We start from the raw sequence: 23,429 nt of genomic DNA, 5'->3' as shown, positions 1-23,429 counted from the left end.
AAGAACGCTGTGAATATTTTTATGACCGGTGCGACCGGATTTTTGGGAGGACGGCTCGCCCGCGAGCTGATTCATCGTGGGCATACGCTGTGCGTCCTCGCCCGTACACCTGAGAAAGTGGAGGCGATGTTCTCACGGGACGAACGTCGCTCCATCACTGTCCTGGCCGGGGATTTGACGGCCCCGTTCCTCGGAGCAGACGAGCGGTTCATCACCGACCATGACCGTTCCTTCGACTTGGTGCTCCACATGGCGGCCCTCGTCAAATTCGATGAGGAGCTCCGTGAGGAACTGTTCGAGACGAATTTGACCGGGACGAGACAAGCGCTCGCGCTCGCAAAGGCGCTGCATTGCCCTCGCTTCTTCCACGTCAGCACGGCGTACACGCTCGGAGCACGCGAGGTCGGCGATGAGACGTTGTATGCGACCGACCAGACGTTCCATAATCCGTACGAGGAGAGCAAGGCGCACGCCGAACAGGCCGTCTGGGCGGAACGGGACCACCTCGACGTCTCGATTTTCCGTCCCGCCATCATCGTCGGTGACTCGAAGACCGGTGAGGCCGACTCGAAGTTCACGATGTATGGCTATATGCGCGCCCTCGAGGTGTTCAAGCGCCGTCTCGAGCGCCGTGGGGCACCGGATGGACCGATCCGTCTACTCGGCTCTGAGACCGGCACATCGAACCTGGTCCCGGTCGATTACGTGGCCGATGTGCTCCTCGCTGCCATCGAACACGCCAAACCGGACACCATCTATAACGTGACGAACGATGCCCCGCCGCGCAACGTGACCATGCTCGACTATATGAAGCAAGCACTTGCGTTCCCGCACTTGAAGATCACGGAGACGGCAACGTCTTCGCTCAGCCAAGCCGAGCAGACGTTCAACGAGATGGTGAAGGTGTTCAATCCTTACTTGAATCGCGATATCGCGTTCGACGACGCCAATACGAAACGTCTGTTGCAGGACGCTGGGTTCAAACCGCTCGATTTGAACGAGCGGTCGCTACGCCGGATCGTGAACGCCTATTACGAGACGAAATGACGAACAGAGCCGAAACTGACGAGGTCAGTTCCGGCTCTTTTTATGACTTGTCGCAGACGAGGACGATTTTCCCGGCCTGAATCTCTCCTTCGAGCGATTCGACCATCTCTTTCGTCAGACCGAGGCTCTCGAGCTGCTCGATCCGGTCATCCGAATTTTTTGTAAACTTCGACATGAGCGACTCCCACAGCCCTTTTTCAGTGATGCGGTATGGTTGCACACCCGCTTCTGCAGCGAGCCGCACCGTCAATTCTTCATCTCTCGCAAATAAGTAAATGTGCTCGTTGACACATCCCCCTGACACCATCCCGTTCACTTCATGGTCGACCGAGGTCATATCCCGCACGATTCTTGTTTCTAACATATTCATCCTCCTAAACGTCCGCTGATCTATAATCGAATAATATACTATTCCCGAAAAATGAGTCACAAAACCCATTTCGTCCAGCGATTTGAAAAAGAGGGGTTCAAGAAAACGTGGCGCTCCAGTCCTCGATCCCGAAATGTTCGACGATGCCTTGGATGCGGGTCCGTTCGTCCGATTCAGACGACACATCTTCGCGACTGACCCGAACGATATTGATCCCGGTCTGCCAGTCGATCTTTCCAGACCGATAGCCTGCTTGTTGCAACAACCCGGCAACGATTTCGAGCTTCTCACGCTCGGTCGATTTCAACGTATGGCTCACTCTCACGCGTGACACTCCTTCCCGTTCCAAACCGTATTGTATCATAGAGACGGACAACAGATGCGACACCGATTTCTTTGATGCTATACTACATTTAATGAGACAAGGAGTGATGTTGATGCCGAGACAGGATATGAACACGATCATGCTCGACTATATGAATGAGAAAGAAGATTACGAGGCGTTCGCAGCCAAGCTGAAGTTACTCCTCAGCGAGCTGTTGAACGACGCCGGCATCCAGTTCCACTCGATCGTCGCCCGGGCGAAGGAAGCCGAGAGCCTGTATGCCAAGTTGTCCCGCAAACCGTATCAATACCGGTCGTTGCGCGACGTCCAGGATTTGGCGGGGATTCGGATCGTGACCTATTTCCACGACGATGTCCGTGCCGTGGCCCAAATCCTCGAGGATGAGTTCCGGATCGACCGCGAACAGTCGATCGATAAATCCACGTTGCTCGACCCGAATGAGTTCGGCTATTTGTCGGTCCATTACGTCGTCGGCTTGAGCGACACGCGGCTCGCCCTCGGGGAGTACCGTCGCTATGAAGACAAAGAAGCCGAGATTCAAGTCCGGTCCATCTTGCAGCACGCGTGGGCCGAGATCGAGCATGACCTCGGTTATAAGAACCCGAACGCCGTGCCACCGGAAATCAAGCGCAGCTTCAGCCGTGTCGCGGGGCTCCTCGAGATTGCCGACTCCGAGTTCGTCAATATCCGCAAACAGTTGCGGACGTTCGAACAAGAGACCGTCGAACGGATCGTCGAATCGCCCGATAAGGTGAGCATCACGCGAGATAATTTGAATTACTATATCGCCAATGACGTCACCGTCGAGAAGCTTGACAACGCCATCTTCCAGAGCGATTGGCTACTCGACACCGACTTGTCGACCATCATCGAACTGACGCGTATGTTCCATTACGCGGAGATTCGCACGTTCCAGGACTTGAGCGACACGCTCGACCTCTACTTCAATCGGGCCATCCAATGTGCGACGCTGTTGCCATCGTCTCTCCTGCCCCGTCAAGGGATGGGTGTCGTCTATGCCGTCCTCGCGAAATTGCTCGCAGAAGGCGATGATCAGCAAATCGAGTTCTTCTTCCGACGCTTCTATCCGGATTTGAAACATTACGACGAGGTCATCCAAGAACTTCGTACCCGCGAAGAGCCATCATAACTTTACAGACTTCATGTTTTTGTTGTAGAATGTTTTTATGTTCTGAAATATATGCAAATAATGATATTTTATGTAGGAGGTACTCTTGAGGATGACAACACCTGTACAAACAGCATCCCGCCGTCAGCTCGTCGCCGATGCTGAGCGAGGGATTCGCATGAACTATCGCGGAGTGAAAAAGAACCTCCGGTCGATGTTCTCACAATACTTGACGCGAAACGAATTTTTCATTCTCCGCTCGCTTTGTCAAAACAGTCCTCAAATCGCCTCGGCTCTATCGAACGAGTTCCAATTCTCGGCTTCGATGATCACCGCTCTCGCGGATGAACTCACGAAAAAAGGGTTGATCTCCCGTGAACGCAGCGAACGCGATCGTCGTGTCGTCGAATTGCAAGCGACTGAAGAAGGCCGTGCCTTGTTCGAGACACTGGAAGACATGAAAATCGAGTATTTGATGGACGTGTTCACCGATTTCTCAGATGACGAATTGATTCTTCTGTCAAGACTGCTTGACCGAATGGACGCATAAGAACGACTGGGCCGATTATCTCGGCCTGGTCGTTTTTTGTTTCGCCACGCTACAACAAAAAAACCGAGTGTGGTTGGACCACACTCGGGTTCATTCTTGATTTAAGACTTGGCGATCGCCGTGACGACGATTCGGTCCCGGTATCCGTACTCTGGGTCATAAGGACCCGCACAAGTGATCAGCTGGAGCCGTTCCGCCTGGGTCGCCGCAAAGATCGAGGCGAGCGGGACGTCTTCGAGCCGATACCGTTCGACGGAAACGACTTCATACGCGATTGCCTTTTTGCCACGCTGGAGCGTCACCGATTCTCCGAGGCGTAAGTCGCCAAGGTTCGCGAAGATGGCCGGACCACTGAGGTCATCGAGATGACCAGATAGGACCACGTTTCCGGTCGCCCCTGCTTTCGCCCCGTACCGATACCAGCCGACCTCATCTGTCTCCGTCGGGGTATCCATCCGGTCGAGTCGGTCTTTCCCGACCGGTTGGATGACCGCGTTGACATCAATTGACGGAATCTTCAGTCGTTTTGGGATAAATGTGTCGGTACGGAATGACTGCCGATCAATTTCGGTTGTTGCTAGGACGAGCGGTTCGGCGAAGCCGACCGTCGTCAATTTCGCGTCCGCATCCGGTGCGTCTGCGCCCGGTGCAATCATAAGGAACGATAACGTTCCGATGAAGAGTAGTTTAAGCGTCTTGCTTCTGACGACGAAAGACGTAGAAGCCAGCTGCTGCTGCACCAAGAACCGCTGCTGCGAGCAACCAGTTCATCGATGCTGTCTGAGCGAGACCACCTTGACCTGTGTCAGGTGCTCCAGCCATTTCCCCACCGTCTGCTGCGAGAAGGACTTCAAACGCTGGTTCGCCTTCAAGGAGTCCGATGGCGAATGCCGTGTAGTTTTTACCGCCTTCGAGAGCGACACCGTCAAGTGCCTTCACGACGTCAGTCGCGCCGGCCGGACGAACTTCAAGGTCATACGTGCCAGCGTCGAGTGTACCGTAGTCACTCACTGCTTTGAACTCGAGGTTCGAGAAGAGTGGGTCGCCGCCTTTAGGAGCGACATCGACTGCCGGTGCGTCAGGTGCGAAGTGAGCGACACGGACTTTCGATTTTCCATCTTCGAAGTTCGCATCGTCTTCCATTGCTGCGATCTCGATGTTTTCAAGTTGACCAATTGCTGCCGCTGTGTAGAATTTTCCTGCTTCGATTGAGAGGTCTGCCGCAACGACGACCGTCTCTGCATCACCAGCTGGCTTGATTTCCACGTTGTAATCTCCAGCCGGGAGAGTCAAGTAGTCTGTGAGCGCTTTGAACTCTGCGCCTTCGACCGCGACTTCACCGTTGACGTACACATCTACTGCAGGTGCGTCAGGTGAAGCGTGGAGTACACGTACCATCGCGTTCTCGTGTCCATCTGCACTGACCGGCACGATGAGTGCGAACGCCAAGGCGAGTGTACCAAGTAAAGACATCAATTTCTTCATGTGAAATTTCCTCCTTTTTCTGCTTGGGTTGACCGATTGACTGTATACAACAAGTTTGATGCGGTGCTGCAATGTGTGCTACATCTGATTGCTATGTAGCTGGTGACATCTTAAATTTAAGACAACGGAGCAACGGCGTAAAGGTGACGGTGTGCTCTCAATATGCCGCTCAGCACATTTGAAAGAAACCGCTTTCTTTACATCAACCACACTTCCCCTTCCCTATTGTTTAAAAACCCCGTAACGCGTAACGTTACGGGGTTGAATGTGCTTTTGCCCAGTCGATGTCATTTACGAACACCGCATCGACGCCGAGTTGACTGAACCGCTCTAGGTCGTGGACTGTTTTCACGGTATAGGGACGTACGGAGAGACCTTCGTCCTGAAGATGAAGAATCTCTTCATCGGTCATCGTCAGGACATTCGGATGAACGGCGGTCGCGCCGACTTTCTTGCAATATGCGACGAGGTCATAGAGCGGTTGTGCCAACAATACGGCACACTCAATTTCTGGCGCCAATTGGATCAAACGCTGGAGCGTCGAATGGTTAAAAGAAGAGAACATGACTTGTCCAACTGGAAGACGCTGGTTTCGAATGGTGTCAAGCAAGAGTTGTTCAATACCAGGATACCGCTCGATATCCGTCTTGACCTCGAGATTGAGGACCATCGATGTCCCTCGGCACAGATCGATCAGTTCGTCTAGCGTCGGAATCTGTTCTTGGATAGCGAACGTGACACCGGCATTATAGCCTCGCAGCTCCGATAGAGTCATATCGGCGACACGTCCACGCCCATCTGTCGTCCGATTGATCGTCTCATCGTGGATAAGGACGAGCTTTCCGTCCTTTGTCATGTGCACGTCCGCCTCAATCCCATCGCTTTGTGCTTCGAGAGCTGCCCGGAACGCCGTCATCGTATTCTCCGGGTGATGGGCCATCACCCCTCGGTGCGCGAAAAGTTTCATTCGTTTCCGCCTCAGTTCGTTTTGTATTTGTTCGTCAAATAGCGGATGAGCGGGCGGACCGAGATGTCCTCTCCGGTCACTTGCTTGATGAGTTCGTTCGGGGTCAGCGCTTTACCATGGCGGTGGACATTGTCCTCGAGCCATTGTTTGATTGGACCGAACGTGCCCGTGCTGACGAGCGACTCGAAGTCAGGATGCTCGTTCTTGAGTGATTCCGTCAATTGAGCGGCGTAAATCAGACCGAGGGCGTAACTCGGGAAGTAACCGAACGACCCGCCGGCCCAGTGAACATCTTGTAGGACGCCTTTCGCATCACTCGGCACATCGACACCTAGATATTCCTTATAGAGCGCGTTCCATGCCGCTGGTAAATCCTCGACCGACAAATCTCCTTGGATGAGTTGCTTTTCAAGCTCATAGCGGATGATGATATGCAGGCAATATGTCAGTTCGTCCGCCTCGATCCGGATGAGCGACGGTTTCGCCTCGTTCACGCCGGCATAGAACGTATCAAAATCTATATTCTGCAACTGTGGATGCTCGGATTGAAGGCGCGGATAGACGCTTTTCAAAAATGCCTCGCTTCGTCCGACAAAGTTTTCAAAGAAGAGGGACTGTGACTCATGGATGCCCATCGAGGCACCGCCCCCGAGACCGAGTTCGTCGAGTTCCGAGTCGATTTGCTGTTCGTACGTCGCGTGCCCGGCCTCGTGCATCGTACCGAACAAGGCGTTACGGAAATCGGTCTCATCATATTTCGTCGTGATGCGCACATCGCGACGGTTGATCGTGATCTCGAACGGATGCACCGTGGCATCGAGACGGCCGCGCGTCAAATCATAGTCGACGACACGCATCCAGTCCTCACACAGTCGTTGCTGAACGGCCTTGTCCATCGACCAGTCGAGCCCTTGGACCGGTTCAGGCAGCTGACGGATCAGCGGTACGAGCTCGTCGCGAAGCGTCCGGAACAATTCATCGAGCTGGTCGACGGTCATCCCTGGCTCATAATCGTAAAGGAGGGCGTCATACGGATGCGATTCGTAGCCGAAATAGTCGGCGAACTTCCGCTGAAATCCGATGATCTTCTCAAGATATGGAGCGAACATGTGCCAGTCATTCTGATCCTTCGCTTTCTCCCACGCCGTCTCAGCCTCAGAGACGAGCGTCACATACGCCTGATATTCTGAGGACGGAATTTTGGCATTCCGTTCATATTGGGTTTTGGCGACCGCGACCGAACGCAACTCGATCGGTGTCAAGTCCTCCGTCTCGGTCATCTCGGCCAACAGCGCCTTGAACGATTCGCTCGTCTGGCGTTTGAACGCCTCGGTCGACAGATAACCAATCGTCTCGGCCCGTAGCGGTGCCGACTGTTCCGGCATCTGGGTACGCATGTCCCAATACAGTAAAGAAATCGCCTCGTCGAAGGCACGCAATTGTTTGAAATGGTCACGCCACTGCTTTGTTAGTTCCATTCTGATTCCACCCCTATGACAGTTATATCGTTACTTCTTTACTTTAATATAGACGACCCGCGTTGCCTATTGTTTCGGCACATCGATTTTCCGCTCATAGGCGAGCGGTTGTGTCGCCGGTCCTTCCAACACGTTTCCTTTCGTGTCGAACCGTGAACCGTGGCACGGACAATCCCATGAGCGTTCCGCATCGTTCCAATTGACGGTACATCCCATATGGGTGCATCGTGTCGAGACGAGATGGCATTCGTTGTCGAGGTCACGGTACGCGCCGACCTTCTTGCCGTCGACCTGGACGATCCCGCCTTCATCAAGTTGCAGGTCGTCGAGTGTACCCGGTCTTTCCAGTGACCCTTTGACGAATTGAACGGCCGTGTCGAGGTTCGTCTTTAAGAATTGCCCGACATCGGCCGGTTTCAATTTCGAACGTTGCGGGTCCAACAAGTCGTTGAATCGATTCGGCTGTCCGGTCAAGAGGTCGGCAAGCAACAGTCCGGCGGCAATCCCGTTCGTCATCCCCCATTTGGCGAACCCGGTGGCGACGAACACGTCCGGTTCCCGACTGAACATCTGCCCGACGTACGGGAGATGGTCCAATGTGATCAAGTCTTGGGACGACCAACGGAAACTCGCCTTCTTGGACCCGAACGTTTCATGGGCGAAGCGGTCCAGGCGATCATAGCGCGAGCGGGTCTCGGTGACGTGCCCGCTCAAGTGCCCTTCGCCTCCGACGAGCATATACGTCTTGTCGCCTTCCTGGAACGTCCGGAACGATCGGCTCGGTTGATCCACACTCAAATACATGCCGTCCGGGACGGGCTGTTCCGTCTCACAGGCGACGATATAGGAGCGCTCGACCTCGAACTTCGAGAAGTATAGCCCGCGGATGTCGTTGAACGGGTAATGGGTGGCGACTACGACCTGATTCGCCTGAACCCGTCGGCCCGTCGACGTCGTGACGATCGGACGTGGCCCTGAACTGATCTCGGACGCCCGTGTCTTCTCGTGCAGTCTCCCCCCGGCCGCGACGAAACGGTTGGCGAGCTCGTGTAAGTATTTGACCGGATGCATCTGAGCCTGGTCGCGAATGACGATCGCTTGTTTGACCTCGAACGGGAGGACGGCCTTCACTTCCTCGGTCGCGTCACCTCCCGGCAGCTCGAGTTGCGCATACGCTTCGCGCTCTGCGACGAGTTGGCTCGACCCGTCGATTGAGTATAAGTATGAATCTTTCGTCTCGAAATCGATATCGAAGCCGTCCTCGACCTGACGCCGCAAATAGGCGAGTCCCTGCTCGTTGAACTCGTAATAGTGACGCGCCGTCTCTTGATTGAACGTCCGAATCAATTTGGAATAGATGGCGCCATGCTGAACGGAACATTTTGCGGTCGTGTGCCCGGTCGTCCCCCGGCCGATCTCGGCCGCTTCGAGCAAGACGACTTGCTTGCCGCGCTGTTGCAACTCATATGCCGTGACGAGCCCGGCGATTCCTGCCCCGATGACGACGATATCACACGAAACAGAGCTCTCAAGTCGCGGATAAGGTGTTGCCGCATTGTGCTGACGCCAGAGTGAATTGGTGAACGGATGACGATGCATAAACGTACCTCCTCTAATAAGATAAGTGTCTGTTACTGTGTATACCCCTTCCGATTCATTTCATACGCCTCAATTATTGACCTGATTCTTGATTTTGAAGACGATTTCAGGAGGCCTCATCCATTATGGTAGAAAAGTAAACAATGAAGGAGCGATTATCTAGTGAAACGAAACCGCAGACATCGAAGAAACACGTTCATCATGAGGCGACTCTTTGTCGGCCTCGCCATGATTGGATTACTTGCCATCATCCCTGCATTGATCGGCTTTAAACAAGAAGTAGAACCGAAACCTGTTGCGCCGGCCGCGGCCGCCGTACCGGTCAAACAAGGACCGTCGTTCCCCGAGATTCCAATCAAACCATGGACGACGCAACCGCTCGTGTCGCCCGACACGGCCGAACTTCTCGTCGGATCGATGGCTTTCGTCAATTTAACAGATGGCCAGGTGCTGATTGACAAGAATGGTGCGGACCGCGTCTTCCCGGCCAGTACGACCAAACTGATGACCGCACTTCTCGCTTATGAGAAGGCCGTCGCCGAGAAAGAACTCGATCAAAACGTGGTCATCGTCAAAAAATCTACTTTAGATATCCCATGGGACAGCCATATCGTCCACCTCGCGGTCGGTGACCGCTTGACCGTTCGCCAGGCCTTGTACGCGACATTGCTCGAATCAGGAAATGACGCGGCCAATAGTCTAGCCGAATACGTGAGCGGCTCGACGAATGAGTTCGTCGAACTGATGAACGCACGCGCCCAAGTGCTCGGACTGACCGGGACCCAGTTCCGGAATGCCCATGGCTACTCCGACCCGAATCATTATACGACCGCGCTCGACATGGCTCGCATCACGTATGCGTTCGGCACTTATCCTGAACTCGTCGAGATTGCCGGGACGTATGAATATGAGGCAAAGTTTAAAGACGCTGCTGGAAATCAAAAGCGACGCTGGTGGTATCATCTCGGATCTGCCGTCAATGAACGGAGTATCCATTACTCGAAACTCGTCACAGCGACCAAGACCGGCTATACCGACGAATCGGGCTATACGATGGTGTTCTTGATGGAGCGGGATGGGAAACAATATGCCTTGGTGACGATGCAAGCCAAATCCGGGCAGACGTTCCCGACGATGCGTTCTGTCGAAAAAATCGCGTTCAATCTCACCACCGAGTGATTTAAGCAATCAAACGACGGTTTCTCTCTGTAAAGGGAGAAGCCGTCGTTTGCGTTTAAAGACATAAAATATGACGAATTATATGACAAACAGATGACGCAGAAGTGTCACACGCATAACTAATTGTCAGAACATTTAAACTTTAATCATGAAAAATGTTGCGCTCACCCGTTGATACTATGCGCTTTAGAGCCGTTTTTATGAAAAGATGACAGTTTGCAATGATTTCCGTGGTCCGTTATGGTTAGTCACAAGTTCGCCTAGTCATTCAATTTTGACTCATTTGTGTGAGACACACACATGATTGAACCGTGATTGATTGAATCGACACAATTGAAAGCAAACAGGAGGTAATCAAATGTTATGGCAAGAATGGGTATCCATCGCGCTTTACCTCGTGATGATGCTCCTCATCGGATACGTCGCTTATAAACGGACGACCGATTCATCAGATTATATGTTAGGTGGCCGCAAGATGGGGCCAGGTGTTACCGCCATGTCAGCCGGAGCTTCGGATATGAGTGGTTGGATGTTAATGGGACTTCCGGGTGCAATGTATGCCACGGGATTATCAGCGATTTGGTTAGCCGTTGGATTGGTCATCGGAGCTTACTTGAACTACTTGTTAGTCGCTCCCCGTCTACGTGTCTTCACAGAGATGGCAAATGACTCGATCACGATTCCTGACTTTTTAGAGAATCGGTTCCGAGATCACTCGAACTGGCTACGGATCCTGTCTGCATCCGTCATCATCATCTTCTTCACGTTCTATACGTCAGCCGGACTTGTCTCTGGCGGGAAGTTGTTTGAAAGCTCATTCGGGCTCGACTATCAGATAGGTGTCATCGTGACGATTAGCGTCGTCGCACTATATACACTGTTCGGCGGTTTCACAGCCGTCAGTTGGACGGACTTTGCGCAAGGTGTCATCATGTTCCTCGCTCTCGTCCTTGTCCCAGTCGTCGCCTTGACGGACGTCGGTGGTGTATCAAACGCCGTCGATACGGCTACCACAATCAATACCGAATTGTTCGACCTGTTTGAAGGAACGTCGACGCTCGGAATTATCGGTCTCCTCGCTTGGGGACTTGGGTACTTCGGTCAGCCACACATCATCGTCCGCTTTATGGCGATTCGTGATGTGAAATCATTGAAAACGGCACGTCGCATCGGTATGGGCTGGATGACAGTCTCAATCATCGGTGCTGTCATGACGGGACTTGTCGGAATCGCCTATTTCCGTGGTCAAGGGAATCCTCTCGCTGACCCGGAGACAGTGTTCATCCGCTTCTCAGAAGTGTTGTTCCACCCGTTCATCACTGGATTCTTGCTTGCTGCGATTTTGGCAGCGGTCATGTCGACAGTTTCGTCACAGCTTCTCGTGACATCGTCGGCATTGACAGAAGACTTCTATCGTAAGTTCTTCAATAAAGATGCCAGTGAGAAAACAATGGTCCTCGCCGGTCGAATCGGTGTCCTAACGGTCGGACTTGTCGCGACACTCATGTCGCTCAGCCCGTCGAACACGATTTTGACGCTCGTCGGTTATGCGTGGGCCGGATTCGGTTCAGCGTTCGGTCCAGCGATTCTCTTGTCGCTTTACTGGAACAAGATGACGCGCCAAGGTGCACTTGCCGGTATCCTCGTCGGTGCCATCACGGTCATCCTTTGGATCGTGACTGGACTCTCGGCCGTCATCTATGAGATGGTACCAGGCTTCTTCCTCAGTATGCTTGCTATCGTGCTCGTCAGCACGTTCACGAGCCAACGTGAGCAGAAACGGATCAACCGTGAATTCAGTGAAATGGAAGCTGAACTCGCCGTTGCGAAAAAAGAATAACATTAATCAAAAACGCGGGCCGAACGGCTCGCGTTTTTTGTTGCGCACGGTCGCGTATCCTTACTCTAACGCGGCTTGTTTTATAAATGGCCGTGACAAAGGATTAAAGAAAAAACCACAGACATCTTGTCTGTGGTCTGAATAAATTACATCGCTCTCGCCATGAACCAAAGTTGAATGAAGAATGGCACGAGGACGAGCACGAGCATCGCGTTGCGCATCCGACGGTTCCGGTTCCAATAATACGCCATCAAGACGAACGGATGGAGCGCCGTCAGCTGGTAAGGGTTGAACCAGAACCAAGTGAGCAACAAGACGATAAAGAAATATAGAACCGAGCGCTGTCTCGTGGCACGCCATTCTCGCCACATATCGAACGCCCCTTTGAAGAACACAATAAATGTTACTATCCAAAATACCATCACAATCACACTATTCAATGATTAGACCACCTTCATGAGACATTTTCGATATAGAATCCGCCCCAGTAGATATGCCGATACGTGTACTCTTTTCCACTCTCTGCCGTGATGATAATCTCATCCTCTGTCAACACGAGCACGTGAACCGGAATCTCACCTTTTCGAAGCATCGGACTGAACAATTGGAACTGCTTGTTCAACCACTTCCGTTCTGTGAAGTCACGGTAATGGTGCAAGGCGAGCGATGGATGGACCAAGAACACACCGAGCACAAAGGCAATGGCTCCTGGCGATGCTGAGAGTTCAAGCAGTAAGGAGAAAACGAGGACGAGCGATAGCACCGCATAGCCGAATTCGAGTAACTCCATCAACGAAGCCCGGCTGGCAATCACGTACTGCATGACACGAAACGCCACATACAGCAACAGACTGACCGCCACATACTGGGAAAACGGGGCACTGCTCATCGAAACGTCTAGATAGAACAAGACCGGTAGTAACATAACCCACTTCCATAATTGTAAGGCGAGGTAAAACAATGTTTGATCGATGAAACGACGATTGTGTACGAGCCGTTGCATATCCATGTTTCCCACCTCCGATTAAAAGATGTGACCTTAACCGTATCATTCCCTGAATCAAAGAATGATAACAAGCATTTACACGTCAACCGGATATTTCTTTTCGTTCGATAAGCGTGGCGTTAAACAGCCCCCCGAGAAGGATGACCGAGGCCGCCAAATAGAACCAGATCAGCAAGATGATGAAAGCACCGAGTTGACCGTAAAACTGTTCATAGTTTGCATACTGTGAATAGTAGCTGAACACGTTCGAAACTGTCAAGATGCCGATGGTAGCAAACGCCGCCCCGGCCCAACTGTCGCGGAACGTGCCGCGATGGCTCGGCAACCACTTATAGACGAGCAAGAAAACGCTGAACAGGACGAGCGTACCCACGATCCAGCGGAAATAGAACCAGATTTGCGCATAGCGCTCGACGATGTCGTCGATAAAGATGATATGCGTCGCCAACTCCCGAAGCGCGGTCTCGATGACCGGGATCAGTAGCGAGAACGGCAAGACGAACATAAGCGCGAGCGTCACGGCGATGTCTTGCAACACGCCCCGCCAGAACGCCTTGTTCCTAATCAGGCGATAGGCATCATTGAGCGATCGCACGAGCGATTGGACCGCCATCGATGAAATCCAGAGCGCCGGCAAGATGCTGAGTGAGGCGATGCGCAACCGTGAATCATCAAAAATCGCCTCGATGTTCCCTTCCAGCAACCGATAACTGGCTTCAGGCATGACCAGGGCGAGCGCGGAAATCACGTCCCCGCTCGAGAACGGCAGCCACCCGACGATCCCGAGGACGAACAGTAAGAACGGGAACGTCGATAAGATGAAATAATAGGCCAACATGGCGGCTTGGTCGAAAAATCGTTCGGCAAAAAATCGTTTGAATGTATGAAGGAATGGTTGTATCATTTCGTGTACTCTTTTCTATAATTTATTAAATAAATGCGGTATTTGAAATAAGAAATTTGATAAAGGAAAGGCAAGAATGGCGCGACGCGTCCGATTCTTGCCCCGATCTTAACTGATGTTCTCTCGTTTCTCTTCCCACGCCTCGACATGTTCTTTACCAGGTAAATCCACATCATCACGATTGAACACCGGATCACGTCCGGCTCGCTTCTGCGCCACATAATCGTCGAGCAAAGCTTTGGCGACCTTACTGAGTCGGAAGATGGCATACATATTGACGAGCGCCATCAAGCCCATAAAGATATCGGCGATCGACCAGACCAACCCCGCCGATCGAACCGAGCCGAACAAGACCATCCCGACGACCGCAATCCGGTAGATGACCAGATACACTTTTCGTTCGGAGATGAACTCGATGTTCGTTTCCCCATAATAGTAATTCGCCAAAATCGAACTGAACGCGAACAATAGGATGGCAATCGTCATGAGTGTCGTCGCGAGCGGCCCAATCTCTGTCAAGAGCGCCTCTTGCGCCAACTCGATGCCTTGGAAGTCCTCTGAACCCGGAACTCCCGAGATGAGGACAATCATCGCCGTCGCCGTACAGATAAAGAGCGTATCGACGAAGACGCTGAGCGATTGAATCAAGCCTTGTTTGACCGGGTGGCTGACCTCCGCGGTCGCGGCCGCATTCGGTGCCGACCCCATCCCCGCCTCGTTCGAGAACAAGCCGCGGCGAATCCCTTGCAGGACGGCCGCACCGACTGCACCGCCGAGCAGTTGTCGGAAGCCGAGAATCCCTTCTGAGAAGATGGCCGAAATTACGGCCGGGATGGCCTCTAGGTTTGTGAACACGACCCAGAGGGCGAGCAGGATATAGCCGCCGGCCATAATCGGGACGATAATCCCCGACAACGTTGAAATCGAGCGAATCCCGCCGAAGATGACGACGGCCGTCACGAGAGCCAAGACGATGCCGACCCAGAGCGTATCGACTTCGAAGACGTTATTGATTGATAAAGCAATCGTATTGGCCTGTACCGAGTTGAACGCGAAGCCAAACGCGAACGTGATTAAAATCGCAAACACGATGCCGAGCCACCGTTGACCGAGTGCCCGCTCGATATAGTAGGCGGGTCCACCGCGCCACGCCTTCCCGTCGTGCACTTTATACACTTGGGCGAGCGTGCTCTCGACGAAGGCAGAAGCCGAACCGATCAAGGCGATGAGCCACATCCAGAAAACGGCGCCCGGTCCACCGAGTGCGATGGCCGTCGAGACGCCAGCGATATTCCCTGTCCCAACCCGTGCGGCCGTTCCGATGGCGAACGCCTGGAACGATGAAACTTGCCCTTTCTCGTGTTTGATTCCTTTGACGAACAGCAACTTGAACATCTCCGGCAACATGCGGAACTGGACGAATCCCATCCGGATGGTGAAATACAACCCTCCGGCAATCAAAACGAAAATGAGTACGTACGTCCATAACAGGTCGTTCACCTGCATGACGAGCTCACGAATATCCATGCGCATCCCCTCCTTTTACGGAGTTAATACCCGCCCGATGGGCCACAGAAACGACACGGTCAACGCGAAGCCTCCTCTAGTATGCGCTCACAGAGCGCGTGCGTCGTCAAACTGTCCTCTGCCCGCACCGAGTCATTCGGTTCACCTGCGAGGAGCTTCAGGAACTCGTCGAGCATGGTCGTGAAGCCGCGACGCGTCAAATTCGACTCCCACGGATTCAGTGCCCGCTCGAGCATGCCGTCACGGGTGAAATCATACACACGCTCAACGTCGCGCGACACCCGCTTCAGACGAGGCGACATCACTTCCATCACTTCTTCCGTACAGCCGTTGTCCCGGTTCATGATGCCGATCGCTTCGACCCCTCCGGCCGTGAATTGAATCTGGAGCTGTTTCAACGTCCCGGCCTCATGGCGCGTCCGCACGGCCAAATTCTCGACAGGGGCGAGCCCTGTCAAATAGCGGAGCGTATCGACGACGTGGACGAAGTCTTCGATGATGAACTCACGCAGCGTCGCCGGTTGATACGTCCGATTCTTTTGAATCAAAATCAGATTCGGGTCGGACACTTCTTTTAAGGCAGCCGTCGCCGTCGCGAAACGGCGGTTGAACCCGGTGATGAGCTCGACGCCCTGCTCGGCAGCGAGGCGTACGAGCCGCTCCGTGTCCTCGAGCATGAACGTGACCGGCTTATCGATGAAGACGGGCACACCTTGCGCGAGCACGTAACCGACCTGGTCGGCATGGACCGATGTCGTCGAGTGAATCAACGCACCGTCCATCATCTCGAACGGGACGTCTTCGAGTGATGCATACTGACCGGCAAAACGATACTTCTCGACGAGTTGACCCGCTTTCGCCGCGTCTCTCGAGACGAGATAAACGTCGACCCCTTCTAAACCGGCATAGACCGGCAAATACGCCTTCTTCGCGACGTCCCCTAACCCAACAACGACAATCTTCATGTGTACATCTCTCCTCTTCCTAAGACTGAACAAAACCCCAAGGCGTGTGCCCGGGGTCAAAGGTTCGTTTAATGGACCGCTACAATTTCAAAACTGGTGATCGGTTTACGAATCGCATCTGACACGATTTGATACAAGTCGGCCAATTGCTCGTTATCATGTAAATCGGGCGTCCGGTCGAGAACGACCTCACACGTCCGCGTCGTCTGCTCTTTGTCCTGGAACGCATATTCGATGGTATATGTCTGCATGATACGTCTCCTCTCAAGCGATGTATACGTATGTATAGCCTGAAACGAAACGATTGAAACGCCATAACCCGCTCGACCGCCGGACCGTTCCCATCCATTGTACCACTAGTCCCAACGGAGGCGCGTCATCGAATCGTGACAATTTCTGGCTCGTTTATGACAAGCACGACCGAAACACGTCCCAATCCGATTGCTTGTCAATCGTGTCGAAGATTCCTAGAATGAACAAGTATGCCTCACACATAGGAGACTTGAAATGAAATTAAACATTACTTATTTAGCATTCCCGCTCTCGACTCTGCTATTGGCAGGTTGTACGAGCGAAGAAGCCGGGACCACCACTGTGACGGACACCCCAGAACAGTCCGCCGTCGAGACGACGGCGCCACCCGAACCGCAGACAGAGGACCGCTTCACCGGTTATGACTTGATTGAAGTCGAGGGTGGAGAGTTGTCAGGTGAACGCGAGAGTAATGTCGTCGTCGATATCGGATACGGCGACCGCGAATATTGGGCGTTCACGAACGAGCACGGTCAACTCGTGAAAGTGATTGCGGACGAGATTGTGCTGCAAGATGACGACCGAGAAGACGTGACGTCGGATGGTCGATACTACGCTGACGAGGCGAAAGTGCCTGGGGTCGAACACCGCGACCTCGACGAAGGGCACGTCATCGCCGATTCGCTCGGCGGCGTCTCGAACGCCTTCAACATTACGCCCCAAAACAGCACGCTCAATCGCCACGGCGACCAGGCGTATATGGAGAGCGTGATCCGGAGCGCAGGCGGCGCGACCGACTTCGAGGCGCTCATCACATATCCGGATACGAATACTCATATCCCTTCACACTATGAGTACACATACACTGTCAAAGGAAATGTCGTTACCGACTCGTTCGACAACGTCAACCCGGATGAGGTGAATGAAGAACTTGGATTGACGGAGAGCGCACCATCGGCCACCGAAGCAAGCGGTGACGTCACGCGCGTCGATACGAACGGCAACGGCCAAGTGACGATTCAAGAGGCGAAGGACGCCGGCTTCACCATGCCGATCACGAGCGTCCATTGGCTCTATCCGCATATGCGTGATAACGATGGCGACGGGATGGTTGGCGAGTGATCCAATATCTGAATCAAAAACGAGATGGTTGGCCGATGGGGCCAATCATCTCGTTTTATGTACAATGCTTGAAGCTTCATCCAGTTGGTCGTGCGTGTACGTCAACAACTCATGCCCGTTATAACGGAACGTATGGCGCCGAGGCATAGGATGGTCTAGCATCGGCTGTAAATACTGCTTCAAGTTGCTGATGATTCCCATATTGTCAGGATGAAGCACCCAGTCGATTCGCTTCCATTCCAAAATCCCTTCACGTGTCCTCTGTACCTTGTCAGCGGCTTCATGTTTCGTGACTTCCACGACGAACAGATGCATCCCGACCTGCTGTTCTCCATGCAGGATGACCTCCCCTTTTTACAGAGGATGCTCAATCTTATATCCGGTCTCTTCGAATACTTCTCGACAGACCGACGCTTCAACCGTCTCGCCCGACTCGATTTTCCCACCTACGCCGTTCCATAGTCCCATCGCTGGCGACTTCTCACGATTCAACAGTAAGACTTCATTTTCTGATTTCAATAGACATAACGTATACCGATACATCGCCCTACCCCCTGCCTTGTCTCATTCAGTATGTTGTGACCCTTGCATCCGCTTCTCTTCTGACCAGTTAGCGAAAGACATCATTTGAAACGCAGCGGTCGGGTCCGTCTCAAGAAACGTGATCAGTTCGAGCGAATTCCCGTCCGGATCGTCGAAATAGATAGCGGCATGTGCGTGCGGGAAGTTCGGCAGGACTAACGGCTGTTCTGCAGGCGTCATCTTGAATGCGGTCCGTACTTCGATATCCCGTTCATTGAGCCACTTCTTCACCGTTTCAAGGCTTTCGGGGTCGATTCGAAACGCCACATGACGAATCGATGGATGGTACGGCACCTCGACGCGATCGCTCTCCCACAAACCGAGCCAACTCTCTCCTTCGATGATCCATAGAAACGCCAGGACTCGTTTTGGAAGGCCAGCTTCATTCCGAGTTTTTCATAAAACGGAATCGACACCGTCAAATCACTTACCGGCAAGTGTGCCTCATATATACCTCTTATCATCCATTCTTCATCTCCCTATCTTTGCCATATTATGAGTATAATCCTTATATATGGAAATGTAAGTTATAATAGCTTGAATGTTGAACGGTAGAGCGATGTATAGGAAAGTGAGTGATGTAATGTGTTACAGGATGCGATTACGCAATGTTTAAAAACTTGTATGGCCCTTCACTGCCGTCCGACTCCAGGGAGGCTATTCGAACGTCTCGTCGTCACGTATTAGAAAGACAAGAAGAACGCGCAATCGATTCTTGAACAGACGGACTTAGGACGGGCCATGCCCATTTATGAGGACTGGTCCGACTATCTTGCACATACATTCATTCCGTCACCTACAAGGGCGAAAAAAACCACGGCAAGCAAAAAAACTGCTCCTAGGAGCAGTTTTCGCTTGTCTTCAGTATCACAAACAAAAAGTGTGCAATGAAGACTTATTTCGTATCAGAAGTCGGCTCAGCTGAACGTCTCGGTGGACGTTTACCGAAGAACTGGTAATACTGCGTCTCGATGTTCCCGTTGTATAGCTTACGGCGTTTCGTCGCCGGACGGCCGTACGCTTTCTCGAAATCCTCATAGCTCGTCAACATATAGACGCTATAGCCCGGATATTTGGCGAACTGCTGGCCGATCCGCTCGTACAGGTCGATAATCTCTTCTTCGGTCTGCAACCGTTCGCCGTATGGCGGGTTGCCGATGATGACACCGTACTCTTCTTTCGGCTTCAAGGCAGCCGCGTCACTATGGACGAACGTGATGGCGTCACGGACGTCGGCAAGCTCGGCGTTATCCTTGGCGAGCTTGACCATGCGTGGGTCGAGGTCGATGCCGTAGATTTTGAGCGGTTTGTCCCATTCCGCTTTCTCGTTCGCTTCATTGATTGCATCATACCAGGCTTTCTTCGGTACGCACGGCCAGTCTTGTGAACAGAACTCACGGTTGAGACCAGGCGCGATGTTACGACCGATGAGCGCCGCCTCGATGGCGAGCGTCCCTGAGCCGGTGAAAACGTCGTAGAACGGCATGTCCGGCTTCCAGTTCGTTAGCTGAATCATTGCCGCAGCCATCGTCTCTTTGAGCGGTGCCTGTGAGTGGAGCTCACGGTAACCACGACGGTGAAGCGCGTCACCTGACGTGTCGATTGTGATCGTCGCCACATCTTTCAACAAGGCGACTTCAATCGGATAGTAGGCGCCCGTCTTCGGCAGCCACTCGCCCGGCTTATCGTATCCGCGTTGCATCGCGTCGACGATCGCCTTCTCCGTGATTTTCTGACAGTCGCGGATCGAGAACAACTTCGACTTGACCGAGCGGCCGTCGACGATGAATCGAGCGTCCCACGGCATGAGATCCGTCCAAGGCAGTTCGACGACACCGTCAAACAGTTCCGTGAACGTCGTCGCTTTGAACTCGGCGACGACGAGCTTGACGCGGTCTGCCGTCCGGAGCCATAGGTTCAATCGCGGAATGTCTTCCATTTCTGCGTCGATATAGACGCGTCCGTTCTCGACCTCACACGTGTAGCCGAGGTCGCGCACTTCTTTGGCGACGAGTGCTTCGATGCCCATCGCTGCGGTGGCAATCAGTTTTCGTTTTGCCATACTATCCCTACTTTCTATAAGTGTTACTCCTAAAATGGTCATGTAAAAAGGAGCTCAAGTAGGATTGCTTGAACTCCTGGTCAATGTTAAATGAGAGACTATGCTGCCCTGTAAGCCATGTTCTGTACTCCGGTGCTCATAACGGTCTCCCTGGCACGATGGAGTGACAATCATCTATCTGCGCCGATTGGCGCCTTCCGTCCCGTTCGGTTCCAGTCAGGAAGTTCCCCTACCATAGTTTGGGTTTCTCGCTCGTGGGGTTTACCTCGTTCCACTCTGAACGTTTCCGATCAGACTCCGTCACTGTGGCACTTTCAAGAAGCTTGCACCATATCCGAGGACTTAGGTGCTTCTTCTGCCGTCAACTTGCGTTGCCTACACTTATCTTTTCGTGTAGCACGATCACTACAGCCATCACAGGCTGTGCGAGCATGGACTTTCCTCAAGACTTGCGTCCCGCGATTGCCCAGACCTCATAGTCACTTTACCCATTGTAGCGGATAACCCGTGAAATGACAACCGAGAACCTGAACTTGATTTTCACCGGCGTCAGCGCTAAAATAAGGCGTGTTCCATTGAACAAGGAGGGATTTTGATGCGTCAAGATGCAAAAAACGGTTGGATTCAACGACTGACCTATGTGATTGAAATCGATGACATTAAAGCGCTCCACCCGAACAACGGCGTGTTCGCCTTCTACCGGAATAATCGACTCGTCCGAGGATTCGAGCCGTTTGACATTAAAGCACCGAATGAACTGTCCAAACGTCCGTATCACTTCGACCATCATAACTTGGCCCACTTACAGGAACGTTTTCCTGAATCGATTCCGACGTTCGACGCGTCGACTCAGACACGTCGCGCATGGAGCGAGGATGTCCGTGTCGGTCTCTGTGAGATTATTGTCGACGGGAAACTGAGTTTTGAACATATCGACGACAACGGCAACGTCTTAGAAGCGAACATTCGTTGGAGCGGTGAAGCCATCACGAAAGCATAAATCAACACCCGGAGCCAAGCGCTGGCTCCGGGTGTTTTTCATGTCGATTCCGCCGATTTGTCCGTCTCGGCTTGGACCGGTTGCGGCGCATACTTGACCGTCACCACTTTCTCAGAGACGTCGGTCGGTTTCAAGACGACCGTGTACGCAGCTCCCGTGTCGCTCCGGACCGGGAACTTGCACGGTACGTGAAGCGCCTCATAGACGATTTTTTTGTTCGCATCGAGTACGGTGACGACCCCTTTTCGCGTCGTCGCCAATTCGAACGTGCCTCCGTCGGACGCTTTGACCGCAACCGCCGGCTTGACGGGATTCACGTATTTGAAGGACCGACTGGCCGTACGTTTATGTTTCCCATCCGTGACGACGGCTTGGAGTTTGTACGAGCCACTCGGCAGCCAATCGCCGCCGGCATACATCGTGAACATCGAATTCCCTGCCGACAGCGTCTTCACTTTACGGGTACCTTGATATAACGTATACGTCGTTTTCAAATTCGGTTTTTTCATGACCGTCAGTTTCGCTTCTTTGACGTAACGGCTCTTGAGCGTCGACGGCACCGAGAGCGTCACGGGACGCGGTGTCGCATCGAGGAGCCGCTTCGTGTTCAGCTCCGTATAAATCTTGCCGCTCGCCCGTGGCATCTTTTGAATCAAGGCGTCCACATCGGCCGGTGTCAAAAACGGATTGACCGATTTGACGAGCGCGAGACCCGACGACACCATCGGCGCGGCCATCGACGTCCCGTCCATATAGACGAAGCCGTTATTCAGGCCGAGCGACAAAATGTTCACCCCGGGTGCGACGATTTTGACTTGAGCGGCCATATTGCTGAAACCGGCGACGCGACGGTTCGCGTCAATCGCCCCGACCGCGATGACTTCTTTCATATTGGCCGGGAACGAGACGGTCTTCTCCCCGTCGTTTCCTGCCGAGGCGACGATGATGACCCCTTTGGCCCGGGCCCGGCGAATCGAATCGGCGAGGACTTGATCGTAATCTTGCCCGCCGAGCGACAGGTTGATGATGTTCGCCCCTTTCGCCACCGCCGTGTCGACCGCTTTGGCGACGGTCCAAGAATCCGTGTACTCCGAGTTTTTACCGTAGAAGACATTATAAAAATGATAGCGTACGTTCGGAGCAAGTCCGGCCATCCCGAACTTGTTGTGACGCCCAGACATGATGCCGGCCGTATGCGTCCCATGATAATCGACGCTGTAAGGCCCTTTCATCGAATTGACGACACGAGGGACCTTGTATAGTTCTTTATGCCGCCGATCGGCCGACGAATCGATTAAAGCGATCACGATGTCTGAAGCGCCGCGCGTCGTGTTCCACGCCAAATCGGTGCCTGTTTGCTTGATATAGTATTGGTTCCCGACCCTCGGCTCGGCCACGATGTAACCGTGTTTCTCCAATACAACCGGTTTCGCCGCGTCCACCGATGCAGGCATGAGCAGCGCGAGCGCCGCCACAAGCATCATTTTTTTCATCGCCTACCGCTCCATTCCAAACTTCCTAAGATGCCCCCATTATCTCAAATTACGGAATCAATTTCCCTTTTTTTCGAAAAATAGATTGTGACATTTTTTCGACGCTCACCAATAGTTCGGTTCGTCAGGCTCATCCATCTCATAGTCGACAATCTTTCCGATGGTCAAATACGTATAATAACGCGCCAGTTCCGTCCGATACGGATCGGGTGTGAATCCGTCGAGGTCCTCACCGAGCGGAGATCCATCAATCGTCTCGAACTGCTGACAGAAAAACGATTCCGTCTCTGTGTCCCAGACGATATTGTCGCCGATATATCCACTACCGAACCGAATATAGTCGATGATAGAAGGGACGATCACCTCGGCCGGGAGCCGTTCACTCATCCGGCCGACCAGTTCATAGCGGTCTCGGTCGACATAGTCGGCCTGATCGAGGGACGTACATTTCAATACTTCCTTGTTGATTTCAATCAACACGACATAATCCCCCGGTTCTATCGATAGCTTCATCTCATCACCTCAT

25 protein-coding genes, 1 other RNA gene and 1 pseudogene are annotated in these 23,429 nt (G+C 52.9%); 7 read left to right on the top strand and 20 right to left on the bottom strand.

Going from position 1 to position 23,429, the window contains the following annotated elements; all coding sequences use genetic code 11:
- Positions 1-9: 9 nt before the first annotated feature.
- Positions 10-1,047 (top strand): SDR family oxidoreductase, encoded by a 1,038-nt coding sequence (locus ACZ2GZ_RS07305; RefSeq protein WP_214714910.1) that lies wholly within the window; start codon positions 10-12, stop codon positions 1,045-1,047.
- A 40-nt stretch (positions 1,048-1,087) separates the two neighbouring features.
- Here ACZ2GZ_RS07305 and ACZ2GZ_RS07300 read toward each other — a convergent pair whose 3' ends face one another.
- Together ACZ2GZ_RS07300 and ACZ2GZ_RS07295 are read right to left on the bottom strand one after the other, a co-directional pair.
- On the bottom strand, positions 1,088-1,411 hold the full coding sequence (locus ACZ2GZ_RS07300) for a YflT domain-containing protein (RefSeq protein ID WP_021067491.1): 324 nt from the start codon (positions 1,409-1,411) through the stop codon (positions 1,088-1,090).
- A gap of 103 nt (positions 1,412-1,514) precedes the next feature.
- Positions 1,515-1,742 carry a hypothetical protein gene (locus ACZ2GZ_RS07295; RefSeq protein WP_214714908.1) on the bottom strand — a complete coding sequence of 76 codons (228 nt, stop codon included), beginning with the start codon at positions 1,740-1,742 and terminating at the stop codon, positions 1,515-1,517.
- Between the two features lie 112 nt (positions 1,743-1,854).
- Between ACZ2GZ_RS07295 and ACZ2GZ_RS07290 the strand changes: the two genes are divergently transcribed.
- Together ACZ2GZ_RS07290 and ACZ2GZ_RS07285 are read left to right on the top strand one after the other, a co-directional pair.
- Positions 1,855-2,913: a GTP pyrophosphokinase gene (locus ACZ2GZ_RS07290; RefSeq protein WP_021067493.1), complete on the top strand. Its 1,059-nt coding sequence runs from the start codon at positions 1,855-1,857 to the stop codon at positions 2,911-2,913.
- A gap of 91 nt (positions 2,914-3,004) precedes the next feature.
- Positions 3,005-3,442, top strand: a complete 438-nt coding sequence (locus ACZ2GZ_RS07285) for a MarR family winged helix-turn-helix transcriptional regulator (RefSeq protein ID WP_021067494.1) — start codon at positions 3,005-3,007, stop codon at positions 3,440-3,442.
- A gap of 101 nt (positions 3,443-3,543) precedes the next feature.
- Here ACZ2GZ_RS07285 and ACZ2GZ_RS07280 read toward each other — a convergent pair whose 3' ends face one another.
- From ACZ2GZ_RS07280 to ACZ2GZ_RS07260, 5 genes are all read right to left on the bottom strand, one after another.
- Positions 3,544-4,182, bottom strand: coding sequence for a class F sortase (locus ACZ2GZ_RS07280; protein ID WP_236355686.1), 639 nt, complete (start codon positions 4,180-4,182; stop codon positions 3,544-3,546).
- Positions 4,130-4,927, bottom strand: coding sequence for a DUF4397 domain-containing protein (locus tag ACZ2GZ_RS07275; RefSeq protein WP_021067496.1), 798 nt, complete (start codon positions 4,925-4,927; stop codon positions 4,130-4,132). Before ACZ2GZ_RS07275 ends, ACZ2GZ_RS07280 begins: the two co-directional genes overlap by 53 nt.
- Positions 4,928-5,180: 253 nt before the next feature.
- Entirely contained in the window at positions 5,181-5,894 is a 714-nt protein-coding gene (locus ACZ2GZ_RS07270) for a glycerophosphodiester phosphodiesterase (protein ID WP_214714890.1), read from the bottom strand.
- A gap of 11 nt (positions 5,895-5,905) precedes the next feature.
- Entirely contained in the window at positions 5,906-7,372 is a 1,467-nt protein-coding gene (locus tag ACZ2GZ_RS07265; RefSeq protein ID WP_029595423.1) for a carboxypeptidase M32, read from the bottom strand.
- A 66-nt stretch (positions 7,373-7,438) separates the two neighbouring features.
- Entirely contained in the window at positions 7,439-8,971 is a 1,533-nt protein-coding gene (locus tag ACZ2GZ_RS07260) for an FAD-dependent oxidoreductase (protein ID WP_214714888.1), read from the bottom strand.
- A 162-nt stretch (positions 8,972-9,133) separates the two neighbouring features.
- Between ACZ2GZ_RS07260 and ACZ2GZ_RS07255 the strand changes: the two genes are divergently transcribed.
- On the top strand, positions 9,134-10,150 hold the full coding sequence (locus tag ACZ2GZ_RS07255; RefSeq protein WP_029595421.1) for a D-alanyl-D-alanine carboxypeptidase family protein: 1,017 nt from the start codon (positions 9,134-9,136) through the stop codon (positions 10,148-10,150).
- Positions 10,151-10,508: 358 nt separating this feature from the next.
- Positions 10,509-11,990, top strand: coding sequence for a sodium/proline symporter PutP (gene putP, locus ACZ2GZ_RS07250; protein ID WP_214714886.1), 1,482 nt, complete (start codon positions 10,509-10,511; stop codon positions 11,988-11,990).
- Between the two features lie 146 nt (positions 11,991-12,136).
- On the opposite strand, the gene ACZ2GZ_RS07245 is transcribed toward putP, so the two are convergent.
- The 6 genes from ACZ2GZ_RS07245 to ACZ2GZ_RS07220 all read right to left on the bottom strand — a co-directional run bounded on the left by ACZ2GZ_RS07245 (position 12,137) and on the right by ACZ2GZ_RS07220 (position 16,643).
- Positions 12,137-12,361 (bottom strand): hypothetical protein, encoded by a 225-nt coding sequence (locus ACZ2GZ_RS07245; RefSeq protein WP_021067502.1) that lies wholly within the window; start codon positions 12,359-12,361, stop codon positions 12,137-12,139.
- Positions 12,362-12,444: 83 nt separating this feature from the next.
- Entirely contained in the window at positions 12,445-12,999 is a 555-nt protein-coding gene (locus ACZ2GZ_RS07240) for a hypothetical protein (RefSeq protein ID WP_029595418.1), read from the bottom strand.
- Positions 13,000-13,078: 79 nt separating this feature from the next.
- On the bottom strand, positions 13,079-13,900 hold the full coding sequence (locus tag ACZ2GZ_RS07235) for a YihY/virulence factor BrkB family protein (protein ID WP_470295593.1): 822 nt from the start codon (positions 13,898-13,900) through the stop codon (positions 13,079-13,081).
- 108 nt (positions 13,901-14,008) lie between these two features.
- On the bottom strand, positions 14,009-15,427 hold the full coding sequence (locus tag ACZ2GZ_RS07230) for an alanine/glycine:cation symporter family protein (protein WP_029595416.1): 1,419 nt from the start codon (positions 15,425-15,427) through the stop codon (positions 14,009-14,011).
- A gap of 59 nt (positions 15,428-15,486) precedes the next feature.
- Entirely contained in the window at positions 15,487-16,392 is a 906-nt protein-coding gene (locus ACZ2GZ_RS07225; protein WP_029595415.1) for a Gfo/Idh/MocA family protein, read from the bottom strand.
- Positions 16,393-16,460: 68 nt separating this feature from the next.
- The gene (locus ACZ2GZ_RS07220) at positions 16,461-16,643 is read right to left on the bottom strand and encodes a hypothetical protein (protein WP_021067507.1); all 183 of its coding nucleotides are present in this window, start codon (positions 16,641-16,643) and stop codon (positions 16,461-16,463) included.
- 256 nt (positions 16,644-16,899) lie between these two features.
- Here ACZ2GZ_RS07220 and ACZ2GZ_RS07215 point away from each other — a divergent pair, with 256 nt between their 5' ends.
- The gene (locus ACZ2GZ_RS07215; RefSeq protein ID WP_214714884.1) at positions 16,900-17,766 is read left to right on the top strand and encodes a DNA/RNA non-specific endonuclease; all 867 of its coding nucleotides are present in this window, start codon (positions 16,900-16,902) and stop codon (positions 17,764-17,766) included.
- Positions 17,767-17,811: 45 nt separating this feature from the next.
- On the opposite strand, the gene ACZ2GZ_RS07210 is transcribed toward ACZ2GZ_RS07215, so the two are convergent.
- The 5 genes and pseudogenes from ACZ2GZ_RS07210 to rnpB all read right to left on the bottom strand — a co-directional run bounded on the left by ACZ2GZ_RS07210 (position 17,812) and on the right by rnpB (position 20,884).
- Complete coding sequence (locus ACZ2GZ_RS07210; protein ID WP_251135271.1) at positions 17,812-18,081, bottom strand: NUDIX hydrolase; 270 nt, start codon at positions 18,079-18,081, stop codon at positions 17,812-17,814.
- Positions 18,082-18,120: 39 nt separating this feature from the next.
- Entirely contained in the window at positions 18,121-18,309 is a 189-nt protein-coding gene (locus tag ACZ2GZ_RS07205) for an NUDIX domain-containing protein (RefSeq protein WP_251135270.1), read from the bottom strand.
- Positions 18,310-18,330: 21 nt separating this feature from the next.
- Positions 18,331-18,812 (bottom strand): annotated as a pseudogene (locus ACZ2GZ_RS07200) (VOC family protein).
- Between the two features lie 431 nt (positions 18,813-19,243).
- Positions 19,244-20,410, bottom strand: a complete 1,167-nt coding sequence (locus ACZ2GZ_RS07195; RefSeq protein ID WP_021067511.1) for a THUMP domain-containing class I SAM-dependent RNA methyltransferase — start codon at positions 20,408-20,410, stop codon at positions 19,244-19,246.
- 106 nt (positions 20,411-20,516) lie between these two features.
- Positions 20,517-20,884: RNase P RNA component class B (gene rnpB / locus ACZ2GZ_RS07190), an RNA gene on the bottom strand.
- A 121-nt stretch (positions 20,885-21,005) separates the two neighbouring features.
- On the opposite strand from rnpB, the gene ACZ2GZ_RS07185 reads away from it, so the two are divergent.
- Positions 21,006-21,410 carry a hypothetical protein gene (locus ACZ2GZ_RS07185; RefSeq protein ID WP_021067512.1) on the top strand — a complete coding sequence of 135 codons (405 nt, stop codon included), beginning with the start codon at positions 21,006-21,008 and terminating at the stop codon, positions 21,408-21,410.
- A gap of 38 nt (positions 21,411-21,448) precedes the next feature.
- On the opposite strand, the gene ACZ2GZ_RS07180 is transcribed toward ACZ2GZ_RS07185, so the two are convergent.
- Positions 21,449-22,903 carry a S8 family peptidase gene (locus ACZ2GZ_RS07180; RefSeq protein WP_214714882.1) on the bottom strand — a complete coding sequence of 485 codons (1,455 nt, stop codon included), beginning with the start codon at positions 22,901-22,903 and terminating at the stop codon, positions 21,449-21,451.
- 105 nt (positions 22,904-23,008) lie between these two features.
- A complete protein-coding gene (locus ACZ2GZ_RS07175) occupies positions 23,009-23,416 on the bottom strand; it encodes a hypothetical protein (protein WP_131471184.1) in 408 nt (135 codons plus the stop codon).
- Positions 23,417-23,429: the final 13 nt, after the last annotated feature.

The sequence above is a fragment of the Exiguobacterium sp. KKT215 genome (assembly GCF_055635335.1).
The sequence above is the reverse complement of the archived record's forward strand: the minus strand, read 5'-3'. Positions and strand labels throughout refer to the sequence as shown.